This window comes from Streptomyces longwoodensis, assembly GCF_001514125.1.
Classification (GTDB): domain Bacteria; phylum Actinomycetota; class Actinomycetes; order Streptomycetales; family Streptomycetaceae; genus Streptomyces; species Streptomyces longwoodensis.
Genome location: NZ_KQ948551.1, coordinates 607,776 through 627,071, shown reverse-complemented (window position 1 = coordinate 627,071; position 19,296 = coordinate 607,776). Strand labels below are relative to the sequence as shown.

Sequence of the window (19,296 nt, the reverse complement as noted above, 5' to 3'; positions counted from 1 at the left end):
CTGCGCAAGACCTCAGGCAGACCCCGCGCACACCCCACACCCCACCCCGACCCGTCCCACCCCAAGGGGCGCGGGGAACTGCGCGACCAGCCACAACCGACCCGCACACGCCACCCACACCCCGACACCCCACCCCCGACCGCGCCCGACCCACCCGCACCAACCCCCCGTTCACTAACCCCCGTTGAAAAGCGACCGCGCCTTGAACGCCGCCTTCCGCGCCTCCTTCGCCACCTTCTTGTCGGGATGCAACCGCCCCATCGCCTCCAGCACGTCCGCCGTCGCGGGATGCCGCACCCGCCACGCCGCCGCGAAGAACCCGTCGTGCTGCGCGGCCAGCCCCTCCACCAGCGCCTGCAGCTCCTCGGAGTTGCCCTCCGCCGCGAGCTGCGCGGCCAGCGTGTCGATCGTCAGCCAGAAGACCAGGTCCTGCGAGGGCGCGGGCACGTCCGCAGCCCCGTGCTCGGTCAGCCAGACCCGGGCGAGCCCGCCCAGCTCGGGATCGTCGAGGACCTCGCGCAGGGCCGCCTGCGCGGGCAGCCCCACCAGGGACAGCGCCTGCTGGCAGCGCAGCCGCCGCAGCGGCGCCCCGCTGTCGCTGCCCCGCGCCGCGGACAGCAACTCCCGCGCCGCGGCGAGCGGTTCGCGGCGGGCGAGCCACTGCTCGGTCTCCGCGCGGGCGGCCGTCGGCCCGTAGGTGGCCGTGCCGTCGAGCAGGGCGTCCGCGCCCTTGTCGGCGAGTTCGCCCACGGCGGGCGCCTGGAACCCGGCCTCCATCAGCCGCGCGCGCAGCCCGTACAGCCCGAGGGGGGTGAGGCGGACCATGCCGTAGCGGGAGACGTCGGTCTCGTCGACGTCACCGGTCCCGGTCCCGCCGTCACCGCTGTCGTCGGCGTCCACCATCAACGCCTCGTCCACGGGCTGGTACTCGACCAGTCCGATCGGCTCCAGCAGCCGGAACTGGTCGTCGAGGCGCATCATCGCGTCCGACACCTGCTCCAGGACGTCGTTGGTGGGCTCGCCCATGTCGCCGGGCACGATCATCGACGCGGCGAGCGCGGGCAGCGGCACGGGGCCCTGGCCGGGACCGTCCTCGTTGGCGGTGAGCAGGTAGAGGTTGCCGAGCACGCCGTCGAGGAACTCCGCCTCGGCCTCGGGGTCCCAGTCGAGCCGGGAGAGGTCGACCTCGCCGCCCTCGTCCATGGCGTCGACCAGGTCGTCCAGGTCGGGCACGCTCGCGTCGGCGAGCACGGTCTCCAGGGCGGTCTGCCACACCGCGAGGACGTCGTGCGGGGAGCCGCCGGTGAGCTGCGCCAGCTCCTCGCCGGCCGCGACGGTGCCGGCCTCCTCGTCGGCGATCTCCACCAGCCCGGTGTCGACGGCGACCCGCCAGGCCTCACTGGCGTACGCGGCGGCGTCGTCCCCGGTCAGCCCGAGGGCCTCGGCGGCGGCGGGCAACTGCTCCTCCACGAGTCCGCCGCCGGCGTCGACCCGGGTGTCCGGGCCGGCCCAGCGGGCCAGCCGGGCGGCGCGGGCGAGCAGGGGCGCGGACAGCGCGTCACGCGCCAGCTCGGCCACGGAGGTCAGCCGCACCGGCGGCAGGGGGGAGCTGTCTGACATCGGCGGTTTCTCCTAGGCACGTCGACTCGGACTGAAGCCTAGACGGGTTTCCACCCATGCCGCCCGGTTCATCTCCCCGACGGGTGGCGTACATGGCCGAAACCTTGACAACTGGCGTGATCAACCAGGAGATTGACGCGCGTAGAAACGGGGGGACAACTGTTCACTCGGCTCTACGCGTGTCACGCACATGCCATCAATTGTCACCCTCGTCCCGGCGCTCTCGTTCGTCCCCGGAGGGATTCCCTTGCCGAGCAAGTCGTCCGCGCGTCTCGCCGCGCTCACCGTCGCCGCCGCCTGCTCCGCGGCGACCACCCTGGTCCTGGTCTCGCCCGCGCACGCCGCCGCCGTACGGATCCACGACGTCCAGGGCACGACCCGGACCTCCCCGTACGCCGGCCAGAAGGTCACCGACGTGGCGGGCATCGTCACCGGGGTGCGCACCTACGGCTCGTCCAAGGGCTTCTGGATCCAGGATCCGAACCCGGACGACGATCCGGCCACCAGCGAGGGCGTCTTCGTCTTCACCAGCTCCACGCCGAAGGTCGGGCTCGGCGACTCGGTCACCGTCTCCGGCACGGTCTCGGAGTTCGTCCCGGGCGGCACCACGTCCGGCAACCAGTCGGTCACCGAGATCACCAAGCCGACCGTCACCGTGCTCTCCAGCGGCAACGCGGTCCCGGCCGCCACCGTGATCGACGCCCGCTCGGTCCCGGCCGCGTACGCCCCGGCCGGCGACCCCGCCGCGAACAACTCGGTCAATGGCCTGCCGTTGCAGCCGTCGACGTACGCCCTGGACCACTACGAGTCCCTGGAGGGCATGAACGTCCAGGTCGCCGACACCCGCGTGGTCACCGCGACCGACCCGTACACCGAGCTGTGGGTCACGGTGAAGCCGCGGGAGAACGCGAGCCGCCGCGGTGGCACGGTCTACGGCTCCTACGACGCCCAGAACACCGGCCGGCTCCAGATACAGTCGCTCGGCCGGACCGCCGACTTCCCGGTCGCGAACGTCGGCGACGTCCTGGAGGGCACCACCGCCGGCCCGCTGGACTACAACCAGTTCGGCGGCTACACCCTGGTCGCGAACCAGCTCGGCACGCTCCGCAGCGCCGGTCTGGAGCGGGAGTCGACCGAGAAGCAGAAGAACGGCGAGCTGGCGGTCGCGACGTACAACGTCGAGAACCTGGACCCGTCGGACGCCACCTTCGAGGCGCACGCCTCCGCGATCGTGAACAACCTGAAGTCGCCCGACATCGTGTCCCTGGAGGAGATCCAGGACAACAACGGCGCCACCGACGACGGCACGGTCGCCGCCGACGTCACGGTGAACAAGCTGATCGACGCGATCGTCGCCGCGGGCGGCCCGCGCTACGACTGGCGCTCGATCGACCCGGCCGACGACACCGACGGCGGCGAGCCGGGCGGCAACATCCGCCAGGTGTTCCTGTTCAACCCGGAGCGGGTCTCCTTCACCGACCGCGCGGGCGGCGACGCCACCACCGCCGTCGGCGTGCAGCGCCTGCGCGGCAAGGCCGCCCTCACGGTCTCCCCCGGGCGGATCGACCCGGCGGACACGGCCTGGAAGAGCAGCCGCAAGCCGCTCGTCGGCGAGTTCGTCTTCCGCGGCCGCACGGTCATCGTGATCGCCAACCACTTCAACTCCAAGGGCGGCGACCAGGGGCTGACCTCGCACTACCAGCCGCCGGTGCGCAGCTCCGAGACCCAGCGCCACCAGCAGGCGACGCTGGTGAACGCGTTCGTCAAGGACGTCCTGGACACCCAGAAGAACGCGGACGTCATCGCGCTCGGCGACATCAACGACTTCGAGTTCTCCGGCACCGCGCAGATCCTCGAGGGCGACGGCGAGCTGTGGTCGGCGATCAAGTCGCTGCCCAGGAGCGAGCGGTACACGTACGACTACCAGGGCAACCAGCAGGTCCTGGACCAGATCCTGGTGAGCCCGTCGATCCGGCGCGGCTGCGACTTCGAGTACGACAGCGTGCACATCAACTCGGAGTTCCACGACCAGATCAGCGACCACGACCCGCAGGTGCTGCGCTTCCACCCGTAGCACCCGCAGCACCGGCACCAGCCCCGGCAGCCCCGGCAGCCGTACGGGGGCGCCTCAGGGCCGGCTGAACACCGCGTCCAGCCAGCCCTGCCAGGCGGCCCCCTCGGCCCCGGCGTCGGCGTCCGGCGCGAAGTCGTGGACGCTGATGCCGAGCGGGGCGCCCCAGTTGCCGCGTCCGAAGAAGCGGACGAGGGCGTGGTCGGTGCGCAGCCCGATGAAGTACGGGTTGCGGTAGTCGAGCACGGCGTCCAGGTCCTGCCCGCCGGGACCGCGGACGGTGACCTTCGCCCCGGCCGCCGCGTCGTCGGCGAGACCGAGCGCGCGGGCGGCCGCGGCGAGCGCCCGCGGCGTCCGCGAGCCCTCGGGGCCCTGGAGCTGGGTGAAGGTCACCGGGCGGGGCGCGAAGTGCGTGAGGTACTCGCACAGGGTGTGCAGGTAGAAGTTCGTGTGCTTGCTGGCGCCGTCGTACTGGTTGTTCCAGTCGTCGGTGAAGATGCCGCTGTGCACGTAGCGCACCCAGGAGCGGCGGCCCCCGTCGCGGGGCTCGATGGTGTAGTCGAGCTGGTTGAGCGACTGGGTGGGGAAGCCGACGTCCTCGCTGCGGTTGGTGTAGCGGTGGGGCGGGTCCCAGGCCGTGACGGTCGACCCGAAGGGTCCCTGGCCGCCCTCCCGGGGCTCGGGCGGGTCCATCGGCCAGAGGTAGCCACCGGTGCCGTGGGTGATCGCCTCCCACACCTGCTCCGGCGGGACGTCGACCTCGAACTCGCGGACGATCTCGAACTCCTGGGACATGACGGGCTCCTGCTCACTTCTCGACGAGGGGGGTCGGCGGGACCGGCTGGTCCTTGACCGTGGGGTGGAGGGCGACGACGATCCGGTGGTCGCGCCCCTCCTCGGCGTCCGGGGCGCCGTACTTGCGCACCAGCGCGCTCACGCCCGCCGTCAGCTCCTGCACGAACGCGGCGCGGTCGGCGGCCGAGGCGAAGCGGACCTCGCCGTCCAGGGCGTAGGTCGCCAGCCGCTTGCGGGCCTTCGCGGCGCCGGTGATCAGCGATCCGACGTCCCGGACCAGCCGGGCCCCGAGCGCGAGCAGCCAGCGGGCGGACAGCTGGTCGCGGAAGCGGTCCGGATCGGGCTGCACCGCGGCGAGCGCGAGCGGCGAGATCACGTACGACGCGGCGGTCGCCCGCATCAGCCGCTCGGTGACGTTGCCCTTGCGGCGCTCACCGGCCAGCTCCACCAGGCCGTGCCGCTCCAGGGTCTTCAGGTGGTAGTTCACCTTCTGCCGCGGCAGCCCGACCTTGCCGGCCAGCATCGCGGCCGACGCGGGCCCGGCGGCCAGCTCGGCCAGCAGCCGGGCCCGGACGGAGTCCAGGGAGACGGCGGCGGCGGCGGCGTCCTCGATGACGGTCACATCCAGCATGGGTCCACGCTCTCACCGACAAATTATTTTGTCCAGTCGGGTGGAGTTGTCGGTGACAGGGCGCGCGGCTCGGTGGGGCGGTGGGAGCAGGCGGTTGTGCGCGGCGGGGTGGACAGGGATCCACCGCTCCCGCCGGTCAAGGAGGCGAGGGATCAGCGGCTCCGACGGCGGGCGACGCCGATCGCCACCGCGGCGCCCAGGCCGGCGGAGGTGAGGAACAGGGCGGGGCCCGGGTGGCGGACGCCGAACCGCACGGCCGCGCGGGTGGGGCGGGGCGCCGTGCGCTCCAAGGCGGCGCCGGCCCGGGTGACCTGCGCCGGACCGGTCCGACCGATGCGGGTCAGCCGCTCGTGGGCGACGTACTGGGCCCGGCCCACGCCAGCCTCCAGCTGGACGGTCAGCGCGCCGGCCCGGTCCAGGAGGTCGGCCGCGCGGACGCGGGCACGGTCACCCACGTCGGCGTGGGCGGCCTTGTCGGCCAACTCCCCGAGCGTCCTGCCGAGTCGGGTACCGGCTCCCTGGACCTGCTGCCGCACCTCACCGAGCCCCTTGGCCCTGCTCCCTCTGCCGCTCATCGCGCACCCTTCCCGCTCTCCTCGAAGCCGACCCGGACCGGGTACCCGAACCCCTCGCGCTCCCCCACTCCCCTACTGTTCTCCTCCCCCCGCACCGGATTCTCCGAGCCGGGCGAGCTGGGTCTGGAACCAGTCGAGCCGGGCCTGCAACAGGGCAGCCTCGGCGGTGAGTTCGGGCACGCCGAGGGAGCCGGCGAAGGCGTCGGCGCCGGCCCGGACGACCGGTGCGGCGAGGACCCGCAGGCCGTCGCCGGCCAGCCGGGCGAAGGAGGCGAGGGAGACGGACGTACGGGCGCGGACGCAGGCGGCACAGGAGGGGGCGAGCACGCGCCGGCCGGGCCTGCCCCAGCCGGCGTCGGCCAGCGCGACGGCGGGCGCCCCGCAGGCGCAGGGCCCCACGGTCGCCGTACGGACCCGCTGACGGGCGGAGCGGAAGCCGCGCTCGAAGCGGATGTAGGCGCCGAGGACGGCGACCTCGAGGAGGACGGCCGCCCGGTGCTCAGCGGTGCAGAGCAGGGCCTCGGCGGCCGCGCGGTCGTGCACGCAGTGGAAGCCGCAGTCGCAGCGGCGGTGCGGTGGGCGGTGCCGCAGCCCATAGACGCAGGCCGCGTCGGCCACGACGCCGTACGGGAGCGCACCGCCGAGCGACACACCGGTGAAGCCGGCCCGGGTGCCGTCGTGGGACAGCACCGGGTAGGCGATCTTGTATCCGGTCGGCGGCTCCGCAGGGCGTTCCTCGGGGAGCCGGAACCTCATCGGACGGCCGGTACCTCGTCGGCCGCGGAGCGGTCCCCGGCCTCGGCGGGCAGGTCGGTGTGGGTCGCGCAGTGGACGTCGGTGTCGGTGTCGGTGCGGACGGCCTGCGGCCGCTCCTCCGCGACGCCGGTGGCCAGGGCCTTGCCGAGCTTCATGGTGCCTCCCGTGACAGTGGGCGGATCTGCCGTCGGTGACGCTCCGGCCATGGTGACCCATGGAAGCCCATTGTGGACATAGGGCCTCCTTCGCGGGGACGGAACCGATAAGGAGAAGTTGGCGATACTCGGCAGGATATTTAAGTAGACCTACACTCACCTGTCGCCGAAACTACGCCCATGACGACCGACCGACAGACAACGAACTCGGAAGGCCCGCCGACCCCCTTCGGCCGGGCCCTGTGCGCCATGGTCACGCCGTTCACGGAGGCGGGGGCGCTGGACCTCGACGGGGCGCAGCGGCTGGGCGACCACCTGGTGGCGCGGGGGTGCGACGGACTGGTGCTGTCGGGGACGACGGGCGAGTCACCGACGACGAGCGACGCGGAGAAGGAGGAGCTGGTCCGCGCGGTGCGGGCGGCGGTGGGCGACCGGGTGACGCTGGTGGCGGGCGTGGGCACGGCGGACACCCGGCACACGGTGGGCCTGGCCCGGGCGGCGGCCAAGGCGGGCGCGGACGGCGTCCTGGTGGTCACCCCGTACTACAGCCGCCCTCCGCAGGACGCGCTGGAGTTCCACTTCCGCGAGGTGGCGGACGCCTCGGACGTACCGGTGATGCTCTACGACATCCCGGGCCGCACGGGCACGGCCATCGCGACGGACACGATGCTGCGGCTGGCCGAGCACCCGGGGATCGTGGCGGTGAAGGACTGCTCGTACGACCTCCTGGGCACGCAGAAGGTGCTGTCCCGCACCGACCTGGCGTACTACGCCGGCTGCGACGAACAGATCCTCGCGCTGTGCGCGGTCGGCGCGACGGGGTACGTCAGCACGGTCGCGAACGTCGTCCCGGGGCACGTCCGCACGATCCTGGACAGGTACGCGGCGGGCGCCACCCGCGAGGCGACCGCCGCCCAGCTCGGGCTGACGGACCTCATCGACCGGATGATGAACTCCCCCCTCCCCGGCACGGTCACCACCAAGTCCCTCCTCACGTCCCTGGACCTCCCGGCAGGCCCACCCCGCCCCCCGCTCCGCCGGGCCCCCCGGGAGACGACGGACCAACTACGGTCGGCATACGACCGTTTGACGTCGGCCTGACCTGAGGACATCCCGTACGGTGCCCCCATGACACCGACGGAGCGGCCCCGGGACACAGGGGCACGCGGCCCCTCCTCTTCCTGGACGTCGACGGCCCCCTCAACCCGTACGCCGCACAGCCGGAGCGGCGTCCGGTGGGGTACACGACGATCAGGGCGGCGGTCGGCCCGGGCCGGCCGCTGCGGGTCTGGCTGAACCCGTCCCACGGGGCCGCCCTCCTGGCCCTGCCCTACGACCTGTGCTGGGCGACGACGTGGATGGCCGAGGCCAACCGCTGGATCGCCCCCGTGATCGGCCTGCCGGAGCTGCCGTACGTCGACTTCGGCGACCACCTGTTCGCCGGGCGCCCCGACGGCGTCCACTGGAAGACGGAGGCGATCGTGGCGTACGCGGAGGGCCGCCCCTTCGCCTGGGTCGACGACGAACAGTCCCCCGCCGACACGGAGTACGTCACCCGCCACCACCCGGCGCGGGCGCTGCTGCACCACGTGGACCCGCGACGCGGGCTGCGCGCACCGGACTTCACGGTGCTCGGGGAGTTCGCCGCGGGTGAGTGAAGGCAAAGACCTGGATCCCTCCGGGATCCCGTTCGGGAAAGACGCTGGATCGGGGTCGGGACGGGACCCTACGGTGACGTCATGAGCGATCACCCCCAGGCGCCTGTCGCGCCCGTGCAGGCCTTCGAACCTCCCTACTACCTCGCCGTGTTCACCTCGGTGAAGACCGAGGACCAGAGCGGCTACCGCGAGACCAACGCCCGGATGGAGGAGCTGGTGCGGAAGATCCCCGGCTACCTGGGGATGGACCACGCGCAGACGCCGGGCGGCCTGTCCGTCACCGTCGGCTACTTCCGCGACGCCGACGCCCTGACCGCATGGCGCACCGACGCGGAACACCGCGCCGCCCAACGACGCGGCCGCACCGACTGGTACGAGAGCTACACCCTGCACGTGGCGAAGGTGGAGCGCAGCCACGCGTTCAGCCGGACGGACAGCACGGGGCCCGCTCAGCCATGACGGCGACCGAAACGGACCTCGTGCTCCAGCGGTTCGTCTCCGCGGTACGGCAGGCGGTGCCGACGGTGGCCGTGTGGGCGCACGGTTCGCTCGCGCTGGGTGACTTCCAGCCCGGACGCAGCGACCTCGACCTCATCGCGGTCGTCGACGTCCCGCTGGACCGCGAGGACAAGGACCGGCTGGCGGTCATGCACCAGCGGTTCTCGGAGGAGGAGCCGGCCGCGGCCAAGTTGCACTGCTCGTACGTGGTCCGGGCGGAGCTCGCCGAAGCCGGGGCCGACCACGTCACCTGGGCCCACGGCATGATCCTCGACCGCCCGGTGACTCCGGTGACGCGCCGCGAACTGCTCGAGGGCGGCCTCACCCTCTACGGCCCACCGCCGGTGGAGCTGCTTCCGCCGCTCCTGTCGGGACAGTTGGAGGACTTCATCCGGCGCGACCTGGCGGAGTTCTGGCTCCCGGCCACGGGCAAGCCCCACCTCTGGCTGCGGGACATCTGGGTGGACCTGGGACTCCTCGTCCTGGCCCGCGCCACCGTGACGCTGCGCGACGGACGCCTGATCACGAAGGGTGAAGCCCTCGCGGAGCTACGGAACCTCGGCGCGCCCGCAGACGTGGTCCGCGACATCCACGCCCGCCGCTACGCACGCCCCAAACCCCTCAGCCGTCTGCAACGCATCCACCGGGCCCTACGCGCCCGAGCCTTCGTACGCCGCGGCATCAAGCACACCCTGGCCACGAAGAAGCCCTGAGCGGGCACCGCCGTACACCCCGGCTACGTCACTGTCCTGTCGGGCCTTGGGCTGCCCGGGCGCGGGCTCGCACCCGTAATTCGATGGCGCGCACGGACCAGTGTGCCCACCCTGGTCCTCGTGGCAGAACCCAAATACCGGATCCGGTCCCTGCACACGGGCTCCACGATCACCGTCTACCAGGCGTACTCCCCGGAGATAGGCCTGCCGGCGGCCCGGGACGGCCGTTTTCCCCCGGTGTGGCAGCGGGACCGGATGACGTGGATCAAACCGTCGTTCCTGTGGATGATGTACCGCTGCGGGTGGGGCACCAAGGAGGGACAGGAGACCGTACTCGCCATCGAGATCTCCCGGGACGGCTTCGAGTGGGCGCTGGAACGCGCCTGTCTGTCCCACTACGAGCACGGGCTCCACGCCGACCGCGCAGCGTGGAAGCGCCAGTTGAAGCAGTCACCGGCCCGGGTGCAGTGGGACCCCGAACGCGACCTGCACCTTCGGCCGCTCACCCACCGTTCACTCCAGCTCGGCCTCACCGGCGAAGCCGCCCGCCTCTACACCGATGAGTGGATCGTCTCCCTCACCGACGTCACCGCGCTGGCCCACACGGTGCACGCGCACGTACGAGAGGGAGATCTGGAGGCCGCACGGCGCCTCATACCCCGTGAACGTCCTTATCCCGTGGGCGACGGAGCCCTGGCTCATCTCTGCCCGTGAGACCACCGGCCTCCTAGCAGCCTCATCGGCGAAGCGCACCGGGTGACCGTAGCGAGCAGCCCCTCAGAGGCATGAGACGGCCGAGCGCCCTCCCGGGCCGGCCCCGGGCCGTCGGAAGGGCGCTCGTGCGCTCAGCGCGCCGGTGGCCGCAGGTCACGGCCGCCGGGGATCAGTTGTGGGCGTGCAGGATGTCGTTCAGGCCGCCCCACACCGCGTTGTTCGGGCGGGCCTCCACCGTTCCCGTCACCGAGTTGCGGCGGAAGAGGATGTTCGAGGCGCCCGAGAGTTCGCGGGCCTTGACGATCTGGCCGTCGGGCATGGTCACCCGGGTGCCCGCCGTGACGTACAGGCCGGCCTCCACCACGCACTCGTCGCCGAGCGCGATGCCCACGCCCGCCTCGGCGCCCACCAGGCAGCGCTCGCCGATGGAGATGATGACGTTGCCGCCGCCGGACAGCGTGCCCATCGTCGAGGCGCCGCCGCCGATGTCCGACCCGTCGCCCACGATCACGCCGGCCGAGATGCGGCCCTCGACCATCGACGTGCCCAGCGTGCCCGCGTTGAAGTTGACGAAGCCCTCGTGCATCACCGTCGTGCCCTCGGCGAGGTGCGCGCCCAGCCGCACCCGGTCGGCGTCGGCGATGCGGACGCCCTTCGGCGCCACGTAGTCCGTCATGCGCGGGAACTTGTCGATCGAGGTGACCTGGAGGTGCAGGCCCTCCGCGCGGGCGTTCAGGCGCACCTTCTCCACGTCGTCCACGGCGACCGGGCCGAGCGACGTCCACGCCACGTTGGCCAGGAAGCCGAAGATGCCGTCCAGGCTCTGGCCGTGCGGCTTGACCAGGCGGTGGGAGAGCAGGTGCAGCCGCAGGTAGACGTCGTGCGCGTCGATCGGCTTCGCGTCCAGCGCCGAGATGACCGTGCGCACCGCGATCACCTCGACGCCACGCCGGGCGTCCGGGCCGATCGCCTTCGCCGCGCCCTCGCCGAGCAGCTCCACGGCCCGCTCGGCCGACAGCCGCTCGGTACCGGACGGGCCGGGCTCGGCGACGAGTTCGGGGGCGGGGAACCAGGTGTCGAGGACGGTGCCGTCGGCGGCGAGGGTGGCGAGGCCGGCGGCCACCGCCCCGGTGGTGCTGGGTGCAGTCGTGTCGGTCATGGGGGAAACCTAACCGGCGGCGGCCCGCCGACGCGAACCCACGGCCCGGTGTCTCAGGTGGCGGGCCGCGCCACCCCGTCGCCGGGCTGTAGCCACTCGCCGAACTGCCGTCACCCCGGCACCCGAAGCGTTATGGAAACCGCTCGCCGAAACCCCTGCTCGACCGGCCCGCCCTCCACTACTGTGCAGCCCACCCACCCAGGTCGTCGCAGCCGCGGCCGCCCGCACGGCGCCGCTGGAGGAACCGCGCATGCCACAGAACGAGTCCCGGCCCTCCTCCCACCGGCCGTGGGAGGACGGCTGGGCCCCGGACACCACCCGCGCTCCCGGCACCCGCCGGCTCTGGCTGGCCGGGGCCCTCGCCGTGGCCACGGTCGTCGCCTGCGTCACCGCGATCGCGCTCGGCGACCGGCCCGGCGACGAGGCGTCGCAGCGCACCACCGCCACCGCGCCGACCGGCCCGGACGCCCGCAGGGGACCCGGCCTCATCTCGTTCGCCACACCGCCCACGACGGCCACGACGGCCACGACGGCCGGTGCGGGGCCGGGGGGCGGACCGTCCAGCTCGACGTCACCTTCACCCACGGCCTCCCCCGCCGTCCGGCACAGCACCACGGCCACCCCCTCGGCGTCCTCCCCCACGCGTCCCACGCCGACCGCCCCCGCGCCCGCCTCCCCCCGCCGGTCCCTCCGCTCCGTCAACTACTCCGACCGCTACTGGCACGTCAGCCACGGCCTCGTCCGGCTCGACCCGGCCGCGGCAGGTGACGCCCGCGCGGACTCCACCTTCACCGTCGTACCCGGTCTGGCCGACCGCGCCTGCCTCTCGCTGCGCACCGCCGACGGCCGCTACCTCCGCCACCGCGACTTCGTCCTGCGCGCCGAGCCCGACGACGGGTCCTCCCTGTTCGGCCGGGACGCCACCTTCTGCGCCCGCCCCGCCCCCGCCGCCTCCGGCGCGGTCTCGCTGGAGTCCGTGAACTATCCCGGCCGCTTCCTGCGCCACCAGGACTTCCGGCTCCGGCTGGACCCGTACCAGGACTCCGACCTCTACCGCGCCGACTCGGCGTTCCGCTTCACCTCGCCCCTGGCCGGCTGAGCGGTCCTCAGCGCGGGCCCTTTCGGCAGCCCCAGCCCCCGGACACGCCGATGGCCCCCGGCACACTGTCGTGCCGAGGGCCACCGCGCGATCGTACGGACCGCGCTGCTCAGACGTTGAAGCCCAGCGCGCGCAGCTGCTCGCGGCCGTCGTCGGTGATCTTGTCCGGGCCCCACGGCGGCATCCACACCCAGTTGATGCGCAGCTCGTTGACGAGGCCGTCCGTGGCGGACTTGGCCTGGTCCTCGATGACGTCGGTCAGCGGGCAGGCCGCCGAGGTCAGGGTCATGTCGATCGTCGCGATGTTCGCGTCGTCGATGTGGATGCCGTAGATCAGGCCCAGGTTGACGACGTCGATGCCGAGTTCGGGGTCGACGACGTCGTACAGCGCCTCACGGAGTTCCTCCTCCGTGGCCGGCTTCATCTCAGCGGTGTCGGTCATGCCGTCTTCCTTTCGGCGTCGGCTCCGCCCAGGGCCTGGGCCGTCGCGTCCTTCCACGCCATCCAGCTGAGGAGGGCGCACTTCACCCGGGCCGGGTACTTGGAGACCCCGGCGAACGCGACCGCGTCCTCCAGGACCTCCTCCATCGCGTCGTCCGGCTCGATCCTGCCCTTGGACTGCATCAGCTCCAGGAAGGTCTCCTGGATCTTCTGCGCGTCGGACAGCTCCTTGCCGACCAGCAGCTCGTTGAGCACGGACGCCGAGGCCTGGCTGATGGAGCAGCCCTGGCCCTCGTACGACACGTCCGTGATCGTGGTGCCGTCGTACTTCACGCGCAGGGTGATCTCGTCACCGCACGTGGGGTTGACGTGGTGCACCTCGGCGTCGCCGTCCCGCAAGCCCCGCCCGTGCGGGTTCTTGTAGTGGTCCAGGATGACTTCCTGGTACATCGAGTCCAGCTTCACGGTCTCAGCTCACGCCCTTCAGCCGAAGAAGTTCCGTACGTGCTCCAGCCCCTCGACCAGTGCGTCGATCTCGGCCGGCGTGGAGTACAGGTAGAACGACGCCCGCGTGGTCGCAGGAATTCCGTAGCGCAGACAGACCGGGCGCGCGCAGTGGTGACCGACGCGGACGGCGATGCCCTGCTCGTCCAGCACCTGGCCCACGTCGTGCGGGTGGATGTCGCCGAGCGTGAAGGAGATCGCCGCGCCCCGCTCCTCGGCCGTGGCCGGGCCGATGATCCTGAGGTCGGGGACCTCGGTCAGGCGGCGCACCGCGTACTCGGTGATCGCCTGCTCGTGGGCGAGGATCTTGTCCATGCCGAGCGAGTTGAGGTAGTCGATCGCCGCGCCCAGGCCCACGGCCTGCGCGATCGGCGGCGTGCCCGCCTCGAACTTGTGCGGCGCCGGGGCGTACGTCGAGGAGTGCATCGAGACGGTCTCGATCATCTCGCCGCCGCCCAGGAACGGGGGCAGGTCCTCCAGGAGTTCCTGGCGGCCCCACAGCACGCCGATGCCGGTCGGACCGCACATCTTGTGGCCGGTGAAGGCCACGAAGTCGGCCTGGAGCGCCTGCACGTCCAGCGGCATGTGCGGCGCGGCCTGCGAGGCGTCGATGCAGACCAGCGCGCCGACCTCCTGCGCGCGGCGCACGATGGCCTCGACCGGGTTGACCGTGCCGAGGATGTTCGACACCAGCACGAAGGAGACGATCTTCGTCTTCTCGGTGATGACCTCGTCGATGTTCGACAGGTCGAGCCGGCCGTCGTCGGTCAGGCCGAACCACTTCAGCTTCGCGCCCGTGCGCTGCGCCAGCAGCTGCCACGGCACGATGTTGGAGTGGTGCTCCATCTCGGTGATGACGATCTCGGTCTCGCGGTCCACGCGGTACGGCTCGTCGGCCCAGCCCAGCATGTTCGCGACGAGGTTGAGCGACTCGGAGGCGTTCTTGGTGAAGATGACCTCGTCGCGCGAGGGCGCGTTGATGAACTCCGCGACCTTGTCGCGCGCACCCTCGTACAGCGCCGTGGCCTCCTCGGCGAGCACATGCACACCGCGGTGGACGTTGGCGTTGTACCGCTCGTAGTACTCACTGAGGGCGTCGAGCACCTGGCGCGGCTTCTGCGAGGTCGCCGCGTTGTCCAGGTACACGAGCTTCCGTCCGTCGTGGACCTGGCGGTCCAGGATGGGGAAGTCCTTGCGGATCGCCTCGGTGTCGAGGAGGCCCGGCAGCTGTGTCACGCGGATGCGCCACCCTTCGTGTATGCCTCGTAGCCCTCGGACTCCAGCTTGTCGGCGAGCTCGGGGCCACCCGACTCGACGATCTTGCCGCCCGCGAACACGTGGACGTGGTCGGGCTTGATGTAGCGCAGGATGCGCGTGTAGTGCGTGATCAGCAGGGTGCCGACCTCGCCGGACTCGCGGACGCGGTTGACGCCCTCGGAGACGATGCGCAGGGCGTCGACGTCGAGGCCGGAGTCGGTCTCGTCGAGGATCGCGACCTTCGGCTTGAGCAGTTCGAGCTGGAGGATCTCGTGGCGCTTCTTCTCACCGCCGGAGAAGCCCTCGTTGACGTTGCGCTCGGCGAAGGAGGGGTCCATGTTGAGGCGCTCCATGGCCTCCTTGACCTCCTTCACCCAGGTGCGCAGCTTGGGGGCCTCGCCGCGGATGGCGGTGGCGGAGGTGCGCAGGAAGTTGGAGACCGAGACGCCGGGGACCTCGACCGGGTACTGCATGGCGAGGAACAGGCCGGCGCGGGCACGCTCGTCGACGGACATCTCCAGGACGTCCTCGCCGTCGAGGGTGACGGTGCCGCCGGTGATCGTGTACTTCGGGTGACCCGCGAGCGAGTAGGCGAGGGTCGACTTGCCGGAGCCGTTGGGGCCCATGATGGCGTGCGTCTCGCCCTGCTTCACGGTCAGGTCGACGCCCTTGAGGATCTCCTTCGTGGCGTTGTCGGCCTCGACGGTGACGTGCAGGTCTCGGATTTCAAGCGTTGCCATGGGTGCCTCAGGACTCCTGGGTGAGGGAGGCGTGCACGTCGACGAGGACGCTGCCCCCTTCGATCTTGACGGGGTATACGGGGACGGGGCGGGTCGCGGGGAGGCCCGACGGCTTGCCGGTGCGCAGGTCGAAGGAGGAACCGTGCAGCCAGCACTCGATCTGGCAGTCCTCCACCTCGCCCTCGGAGAGGGAGACGTTCGCGTGCGAGCAGATGTCGTGGATCGCGAACACCTCGCCCTCGGTCTTCACGACCGAGACCGGCGTGCCGTCGAGCTCCACCCGTTTCGGGGTGTCGTCCTCCAGCTCGCTCAGGTCACAGGCGCGTACGAAGGTGCTGGTCATGCGACCGACGCCTCCAGCTCCTGCTCGATCTTGGCGAGCAGGCGCTCCTCGATGTCGGTGACGCCGATCTGCTGGACCAGCTCGGCGAAGAAGCCCCGGACCACCAGACGGCGGGCCTCGTGCTCGGGGATGCCGCGGGCCATCAGGTAGAAGAGCTGCTCGTCGTCGAAGCGGCCGGTGGCCGAGGCGTGGCCGGCGCCGACGATCTCGCCGGTCTCGATCTCCAGGTTGGGCACGGAGTCCACGCGCGCGCCGTCGGTGAGGACGAGGTTGCGGTTCATCTCGTAGGTGTCGGTGCCCTCGGCGGCGGCCTCGATCAGCACGTCGCCGATCCACACCGCGTGCGCCGACTCGCCCTGCAGCGCGCCCTTGTAGACGACGTTCGACTTGCAGTGCGGGGTGTTGTGCGTGACCAGCAGGCGGTGCTCCTGGTGCTGCCCGGAGTCGGTGAAGTACAGGCCGAACAGCTCGGCCTCGCCGCCGGGGCCGGCGTACTCCACGCGCGGGTGCAGCCGGACCACGTCGCCGCCGAAGGTGACGACCACCGACTTGAAGGAGGCGTCCCGGCCGATCAGCGCGTTGTGCTGGGCGACGTGGACGGCCTTGTCGTCCCAGTCCTGCACGGAGACGACGGTCAGCTTGGCGCCGTCGCCCAGGAGGTAGTCGACGTTGGCGGCGAGCACGGCGTCGCCGGTGTGGTCGATGACGACCACGGCCTCGGCGAACGCGCCCAGCTCGATGACCTGCTGGCCGAAGGCGGTGCCGCCCTCACCGTGCACCGCGATGCGGATCGGCTCGGTGAGGACGGTCTCCTTCGGCACGGTCACGACCGAGGCCTTCTCGAAGGCGGAGTACGCCTGCGCGGCGACGCGGTCCACCGGGGTGCCCGCCTTGCCGAGGCGCGCGTCGTCGCGGCCGACGGTCTCGACGGTGACGCCCTCGGGGGCCTGCACGTCGACCTTCACGCCCTCGCCGGTGGCGGTCGCGGTGCCGTCGTGCAGCCCGCGCAGCCGCTCCAGCGGGGTGAACCGCCACTCCTCCTCGCGGCCGTGCGGGACCGGGAAGTCCGACACGTCGAAGGACGGGGGCGCGCTCATGCGCGAGACGACGGTCGACTCGGCGGCGACCGCGATCGAGCCGGCGGTCGTGGAACCGACCGGGATGTTAGGGGCCTCAGCCATGGCTGTCGTAATGCTCGCTTTCTTACGGGTGGGCTTGACGGGGGTGCGGGCGGGGACTAGCCGACCGAACCCTCCATCTGCAGCTCGATCAGCCGGTTGAGCTCCAGGGCGTACTCCATGGGCAGCTCCTTGGCGATCGGCTCGACGAAGCCGCGCACGATCATCGCCATCGCCTCGTCCTCGGACAGGCCGCGGCTCATCAGGTAGAAGAGCTGGTCCTCGGAGACCTTGGAGACGGTCGCCTCGTGGCCCATGGACACGTCGTCCTCGCGGACGTCGACGTACGGGTAGGTGTCCGACCGGGAGATGGTGTCGACGAGCAGGGCGTCGCACAGCACGTTGGACTTGGAGCCCGGGGCGCCCTCGCCGATCTCGATCAGACCGCGGTACGACGTGCGGCCGCCGCCGCGCGCCACCGACTTGGAGACGATGTTGGACGAGGTGTTCGGCGCCATGTGGACCATCTTGGCGCCGGCGTCCTGGTGCTGGCCCTCGCCCGCGAAGGCGATGGACAGGGTCTCGCCCTTGGCGTGCTCGCCCATCAGGTAGACGGCCGGGTACTTCATCGTCACCTTGGAGCCGATGTTGCCGTCGACCCACTCCATGGTGGCGCCCTCGTAGGCGACGGCGCGCTTGGTGACCAGGTTGTAGACGTTGTTCGACCAGTTCTGGATGGTCGTGTAGCGGCAGCGGGCGTTCTTCTTGACGATGATCTCGACGACCGCGGAGTGCAGCGAGTCCGACTTGTAGATCGGGGCGGTGCAGCCCTCGACGTAGTGCACGTAGGCACCCTCGTCGACGATGATCAGGGTCCGCTCGAACTGGCCCATGTTCTCCGTGTTGATGCGGAAGTAGGCCTGGAGCGGGATCTCGACGTGCACGCCCTTGGGGACGTAGATGAAGGAGCCGCCGGACCACACGGCGGTGTTCAGCGCGGCGAACTTGTTGTCACCGGCCGGGATGACGGTGCCGAAGTACTCCTTGAAGAGCTCCGGGTGCTCCTTCAGGGCGGTGTCGGTGTCGAGGAAGATGACGCCCTGCTCCTCCAGGTCCTCGCGGATCTGGTGGTAGACGACCTCCGACTCGTACTGGGCGGCGACACCGGCGACGAGGCGCTGCTTCTCGGCCTCCGGGATGCCCAGCTTGTCGTAGGTGTTCTTGATGTCCTCGGGCAGGTCCTCCCAGGACTCCGCCTGCTTCTCCGTGGAGCGCACGAAGTACTTGATGTTGTCGAAGTCGATCCCCGACAGGTCCGAGCCCCAGTTCGGCATCGGCTTCTTCTCGAAGAGCTTCAGGCCCTTGAGGCGCAGCTTCGTCATCCACTCGGGCTCGGACTTCTTCGACGAGATGTCGAGGACGACGTCCTCACCCAGACCGCGCCTGGCGGAGGCACCGGCCACGTCGGAGTCGGCCCAGCCGTATTCGTACTTGCCCAGGCCCTCGAGTTCGGGGTGGGCAGTCTCCGTGGGGAGAGTCATGCGGGGTTCCTCCCGGCCGTGCTGGCAGATGCGTCAGTGCTTGCAGATGCGTCAGTGGAAATCTTGGGGATGAACGTCGTGCAGACGCCGTCGCCGTGCGCGATGGTCGCCAGCCGCTGGACGTGGGTCCCGAGCAGTTCGGCGAAGAATTCGGTCTCCGCCTCGCACAGCTGGGGGAACTGTTCCGCGACGTGGGCCACCGGGCAGTGGTGCTGGCACAGCTGCTCACCCACGGGCGCGCTCCGCGCGGTAGCAGCGTACCCGTCGGCGGACAGCGCCTTGGCCAGGGCCTCGGCGCGCTTCTCGGGGGCCACGCCCTCGACCGCCCTGCGGTACGCGCCCGCCTGGGCGGCGATCCGGGACCGGGCGAAGGCGGCGACCGCGTCCTGGCCGCCCTCCTGCTGGGCGATCCAGCGCAGCGCGTCCGTGGCGAGCTTGTCGTACGACTGGTCGAAGGCGTCGCGGCCGCAGTCGGTGAGCGCGAAGACCTTGGCCGGGCGCCCGCGCGTGCGCGTGCCGTACACGCGCTGCTCGCGTGCCTCCACGACGTCGTCGGCGACCAGGGCGTCGAGGTGGCGGCGCACGGCGGCCTGGGTCAGGCGCAGCCGGCCGGCCAGCTCGGCGACCGTCGACGGCCCGTGGTCCAGGATGGACCGCGCGACCCGGTTGCGGGTGGACCGCTCCCCGGTCGCGAGCTCCTCCTGAGGGGCCCCCGTGGGGGTCTCCCGAGCCTCGCCGACGTTTTTCACAACGCCATTGTTGCGTAATTCATCCGGCCCCGGCAAGCGGCCTCCGGATCACCGGACGGTGCCCTGCGTCACTTAGGCATACCTAAGGTGACCTGCGGAAACGATCTCTGATCGATCAGCGCGGCCCGCCCCGCGCAGGCCGTTGGCCTGCGAGGACCA

At 71.4% G+C, this 19,296-nt stretch carries 22 protein-coding genes; 7 read left to right on the top strand and 15 right to left on the bottom strand.

Annotated features, from left to right (window positions below):
• Positions 1 to 174 precede the first annotated feature (174 nt).
• On the bottom strand, positions 175 to 1,620 hold the full coding sequence (locus tag AQJ30_RS11830; RefSeq protein WP_067232261.1) for a hypothetical protein: 1,446 nt from the start codon (positions 1,618 to 1,620) through the stop codon (positions 175 to 177).
• A gap of 247 nt (positions 1,621 to 1,867) precedes the next feature.
• On the opposite strand from AQJ30_RS11830, the gene AQJ30_RS11825 reads away from it, so the two are divergent.
• On the top strand, positions 1,868 to 3,694 hold the full coding sequence (locus tag AQJ30_RS11825; protein ID WP_067232258.1) for an endonuclease/exonuclease/phosphatase family protein: 1,827 nt from the start codon (positions 1,868 to 1,870) through the stop codon (positions 3,692 to 3,694).
• Positions 3,695 to 3,748: 54 nt separating this feature from the next.
• Here AQJ30_RS11825 and AQJ30_RS11820 read toward each other — a convergent pair whose 3' ends face one another.
• The 5 genes from AQJ30_RS11820 to AQJ30_RS38715 form a co-directional block, all read right to left on the bottom strand.
• Complete coding sequence (locus tag AQJ30_RS11820; protein ID WP_067232256.1) at positions 3,749 to 4,486, bottom strand: SRPBCC family protein; 738 nt, start codon at positions 4,484 to 4,486, stop codon at positions 3,749 to 3,751.
• Between the two features lie 13 nt (positions 4,487 to 4,499).
• Entirely contained in the window at positions 4,500 to 5,117 is a 618-nt protein-coding gene (locus AQJ30_RS11815) for an ArsR/SmtB family transcription factor (RefSeq protein WP_067232254.1), read from the bottom strand.
• Positions 5,118 to 5,269: 152 nt separating this feature from the next.
• Positions 5,270 to 5,692 carry a hypothetical protein gene (locus AQJ30_RS11810; RefSeq protein WP_067232252.1) on the bottom strand — a complete coding sequence of 141 codons (423 nt, stop codon included), beginning with the start codon at positions 5,690 to 5,692 and terminating at the stop codon, positions 5,270 to 5,272.
• A gap of 72 nt (positions 5,693 to 5,764) precedes the next feature.
• The gene (locus AQJ30_RS11805; protein WP_067232249.1) at positions 5,765 to 6,448 is read right to left on the bottom strand and encodes a hypothetical protein; all 684 of its coding nucleotides are present in this window, start codon (positions 6,446 to 6,448) and stop codon (positions 5,765 to 5,767) included.
• Complete coding sequence (locus AQJ30_RS38715) at positions 6,445 to 6,603, bottom strand: hypothetical protein (protein ID WP_169808468.1); 159 nt, start codon at positions 6,601 to 6,603, stop codon at positions 6,445 to 6,447. Before AQJ30_RS38715 ends, AQJ30_RS11805 begins: the two co-directional genes overlap by 4 nt.
• 180 nt (positions 6,604 to 6,783) lie before the next feature.
• Between AQJ30_RS38715 and dapA the strand changes: the two genes are divergently transcribed.
• From dapA to AQJ30_RS11780, 5 genes are all read left to right on the top strand, one after another.
• The gene (dapA, locus tag AQJ30_RS11800; RefSeq protein ID WP_067232246.1) at positions 6,784 to 7,704 is read left to right on the top strand and encodes a 4-hydroxy-tetrahydrodipicolinate synthase; all 921 of its coding nucleotides are present in this window, start codon (positions 6,784 to 6,786) and stop codon (positions 7,702 to 7,704) included.
• Between the two features lie 80 nt (positions 7,705 to 7,784).
• Complete coding sequence (locus tag AQJ30_RS11795; RefSeq protein ID WP_067232243.1) at positions 7,785 to 8,261, top strand: hypothetical protein; 477 nt, start codon at positions 7,785 to 7,787, stop codon at positions 8,259 to 8,261.
• An 81-nt stretch (positions 8,262 to 8,342) separates the two neighbouring features.
• A complete protein-coding gene (locus AQJ30_RS11790; RefSeq protein WP_067232241.1) occupies positions 8,343 to 8,720 on the top strand; it encodes an antibiotic biosynthesis monooxygenase family protein in 378 nt (125 codons plus the stop codon).
• Positions 8,717 to 9,472, top strand: a complete 756-nt coding sequence (locus AQJ30_RS11785; protein WP_067232239.1) for a nucleotidyltransferase domain-containing protein — start codon at positions 8,717 to 8,719, stop codon at positions 9,470 to 9,472. Before AQJ30_RS11790 ends, AQJ30_RS11785 begins: the two co-directional genes overlap by 4 nt.
• Positions 9,473 to 9,592: 120 nt before the next feature.
• Positions 9,593 to 10,186 carry a DUF4291 domain-containing protein gene (locus tag AQJ30_RS11780; RefSeq protein WP_067232700.1) on the top strand — a complete coding sequence of 198 codons (594 nt, stop codon included), beginning with the start codon at positions 9,593 to 9,595 and terminating at the stop codon, positions 10,184 to 10,186.
• Positions 10,187 to 10,355: 169 nt separating this feature from the next.
• On the opposite strand, the gene dapD is transcribed toward AQJ30_RS11780, so the two are convergent.
• On the bottom strand, positions 10,356 to 11,345 hold the full coding sequence (gene dapD, locus AQJ30_RS11775; protein WP_067232237.1) for a 2,3,4,5-tetrahydropyridine-2,6-dicarboxylate N-succinyltransferase: 990 nt from the start codon (positions 11,343 to 11,345) through the stop codon (positions 10,356 to 10,358).
• A 250-nt stretch (positions 11,346 to 11,595) separates the two neighbouring features.
• Between dapD and AQJ30_RS11770 the strand changes: the two genes are divergently transcribed.
• The gene (locus tag AQJ30_RS11770; protein WP_067232236.1) at positions 11,596 to 12,444 is read left to right on the top strand and encodes an AbfB domain-containing protein; all 849 of its coding nucleotides are present in this window, start codon (positions 11,596 to 11,598) and stop codon (positions 12,442 to 12,444) included.
• Positions 12,445 to 12,553: 109 nt separating this feature from the next.
• On the opposite strand, the gene AQJ30_RS11765 is transcribed toward AQJ30_RS11770, so the two are convergent.
• The 8 genes from AQJ30_RS11765 to AQJ30_RS11730 are packed head-to-tail and all read right to left on the bottom strand — an operon-like array spanning position 12,554 to position 19,137.
• Positions 12,554 to 12,886 (bottom strand): metal-sulfur cluster assembly factor, encoded by a 333-nt coding sequence (locus tag AQJ30_RS11765; RefSeq protein ID WP_067232234.1) that lies wholly within the window; start codon positions 12,884 to 12,886, stop codon positions 12,554 to 12,556.
• On the bottom strand, positions 12,883 to 13,350 hold the full coding sequence (sufU, locus tag AQJ30_RS11760; RefSeq protein ID WP_067232231.1) for a Fe-S cluster assembly sulfur transfer protein SufU: 468 nt from the start codon (positions 13,348 to 13,350) through the stop codon (positions 12,883 to 12,885). The genes AQJ30_RS11765 and sufU overlap by 4 nt, the downstream gene beginning before the upstream one ends.
• An 18-nt stretch (positions 13,351 to 13,368) precedes the next feature.
• On the bottom strand, positions 13,369 to 14,625 hold the full coding sequence (locus AQJ30_RS11755) for a cysteine desulfurase (RefSeq protein ID WP_067232216.1): 1,257 nt from the start codon (positions 14,623 to 14,625) through the stop codon (positions 13,369 to 13,371).
• A complete protein-coding gene (gene sufC / locus AQJ30_RS11750; RefSeq protein WP_067232214.1) occupies positions 14,622 to 15,386 on the bottom strand; it encodes a Fe-S cluster assembly ATPase SufC in 765 nt (254 codons plus the stop codon). The genes AQJ30_RS11755 and sufC overlap by 4 nt, the downstream gene beginning before the upstream one ends.
• A 7-nt stretch (positions 15,387 to 15,393) precedes the next feature.
• The gene (locus AQJ30_RS11745; protein WP_067232211.1) at positions 15,394 to 15,729 is read right to left on the bottom strand and encodes a non-heme iron oxygenase ferredoxin subunit; all 336 of its coding nucleotides are present in this window, start codon (positions 15,727 to 15,729) and stop codon (positions 15,394 to 15,396) included.
• The gene (gene sufD / locus AQJ30_RS11740) at positions 15,726 to 16,910 is read right to left on the bottom strand and encodes a Fe-S cluster assembly protein SufD (protein WP_067232208.1); all 1,185 of its coding nucleotides are present in this window, start codon (positions 16,908 to 16,910) and stop codon (positions 15,726 to 15,728) included. The genes AQJ30_RS11745 and sufD overlap by 4 nt, the downstream gene beginning before the upstream one ends.
• Positions 16,911 to 16,966: 56 nt before the next feature.
• Positions 16,967 to 18,388, bottom strand: a complete 1,422-nt coding sequence (gene sufB, locus AQJ30_RS11735) for a Fe-S cluster assembly protein SufB (RefSeq protein ID WP_067232207.1) — start codon at positions 18,386 to 18,388, stop codon at positions 16,967 to 16,969.
• Complete coding sequence (locus tag AQJ30_RS11730; RefSeq protein ID WP_067232204.1) at positions 18,385 to 19,137, bottom strand: helix-turn-helix transcriptional regulator; 753 nt, start codon at positions 19,135 to 19,137, stop codon at positions 18,385 to 18,387. Before AQJ30_RS11730 ends, sufB begins: the two co-directional genes overlap by 4 nt.
• Between the last annotated feature and the right edge of the window lie 159 nt (positions 19,138 to 19,296).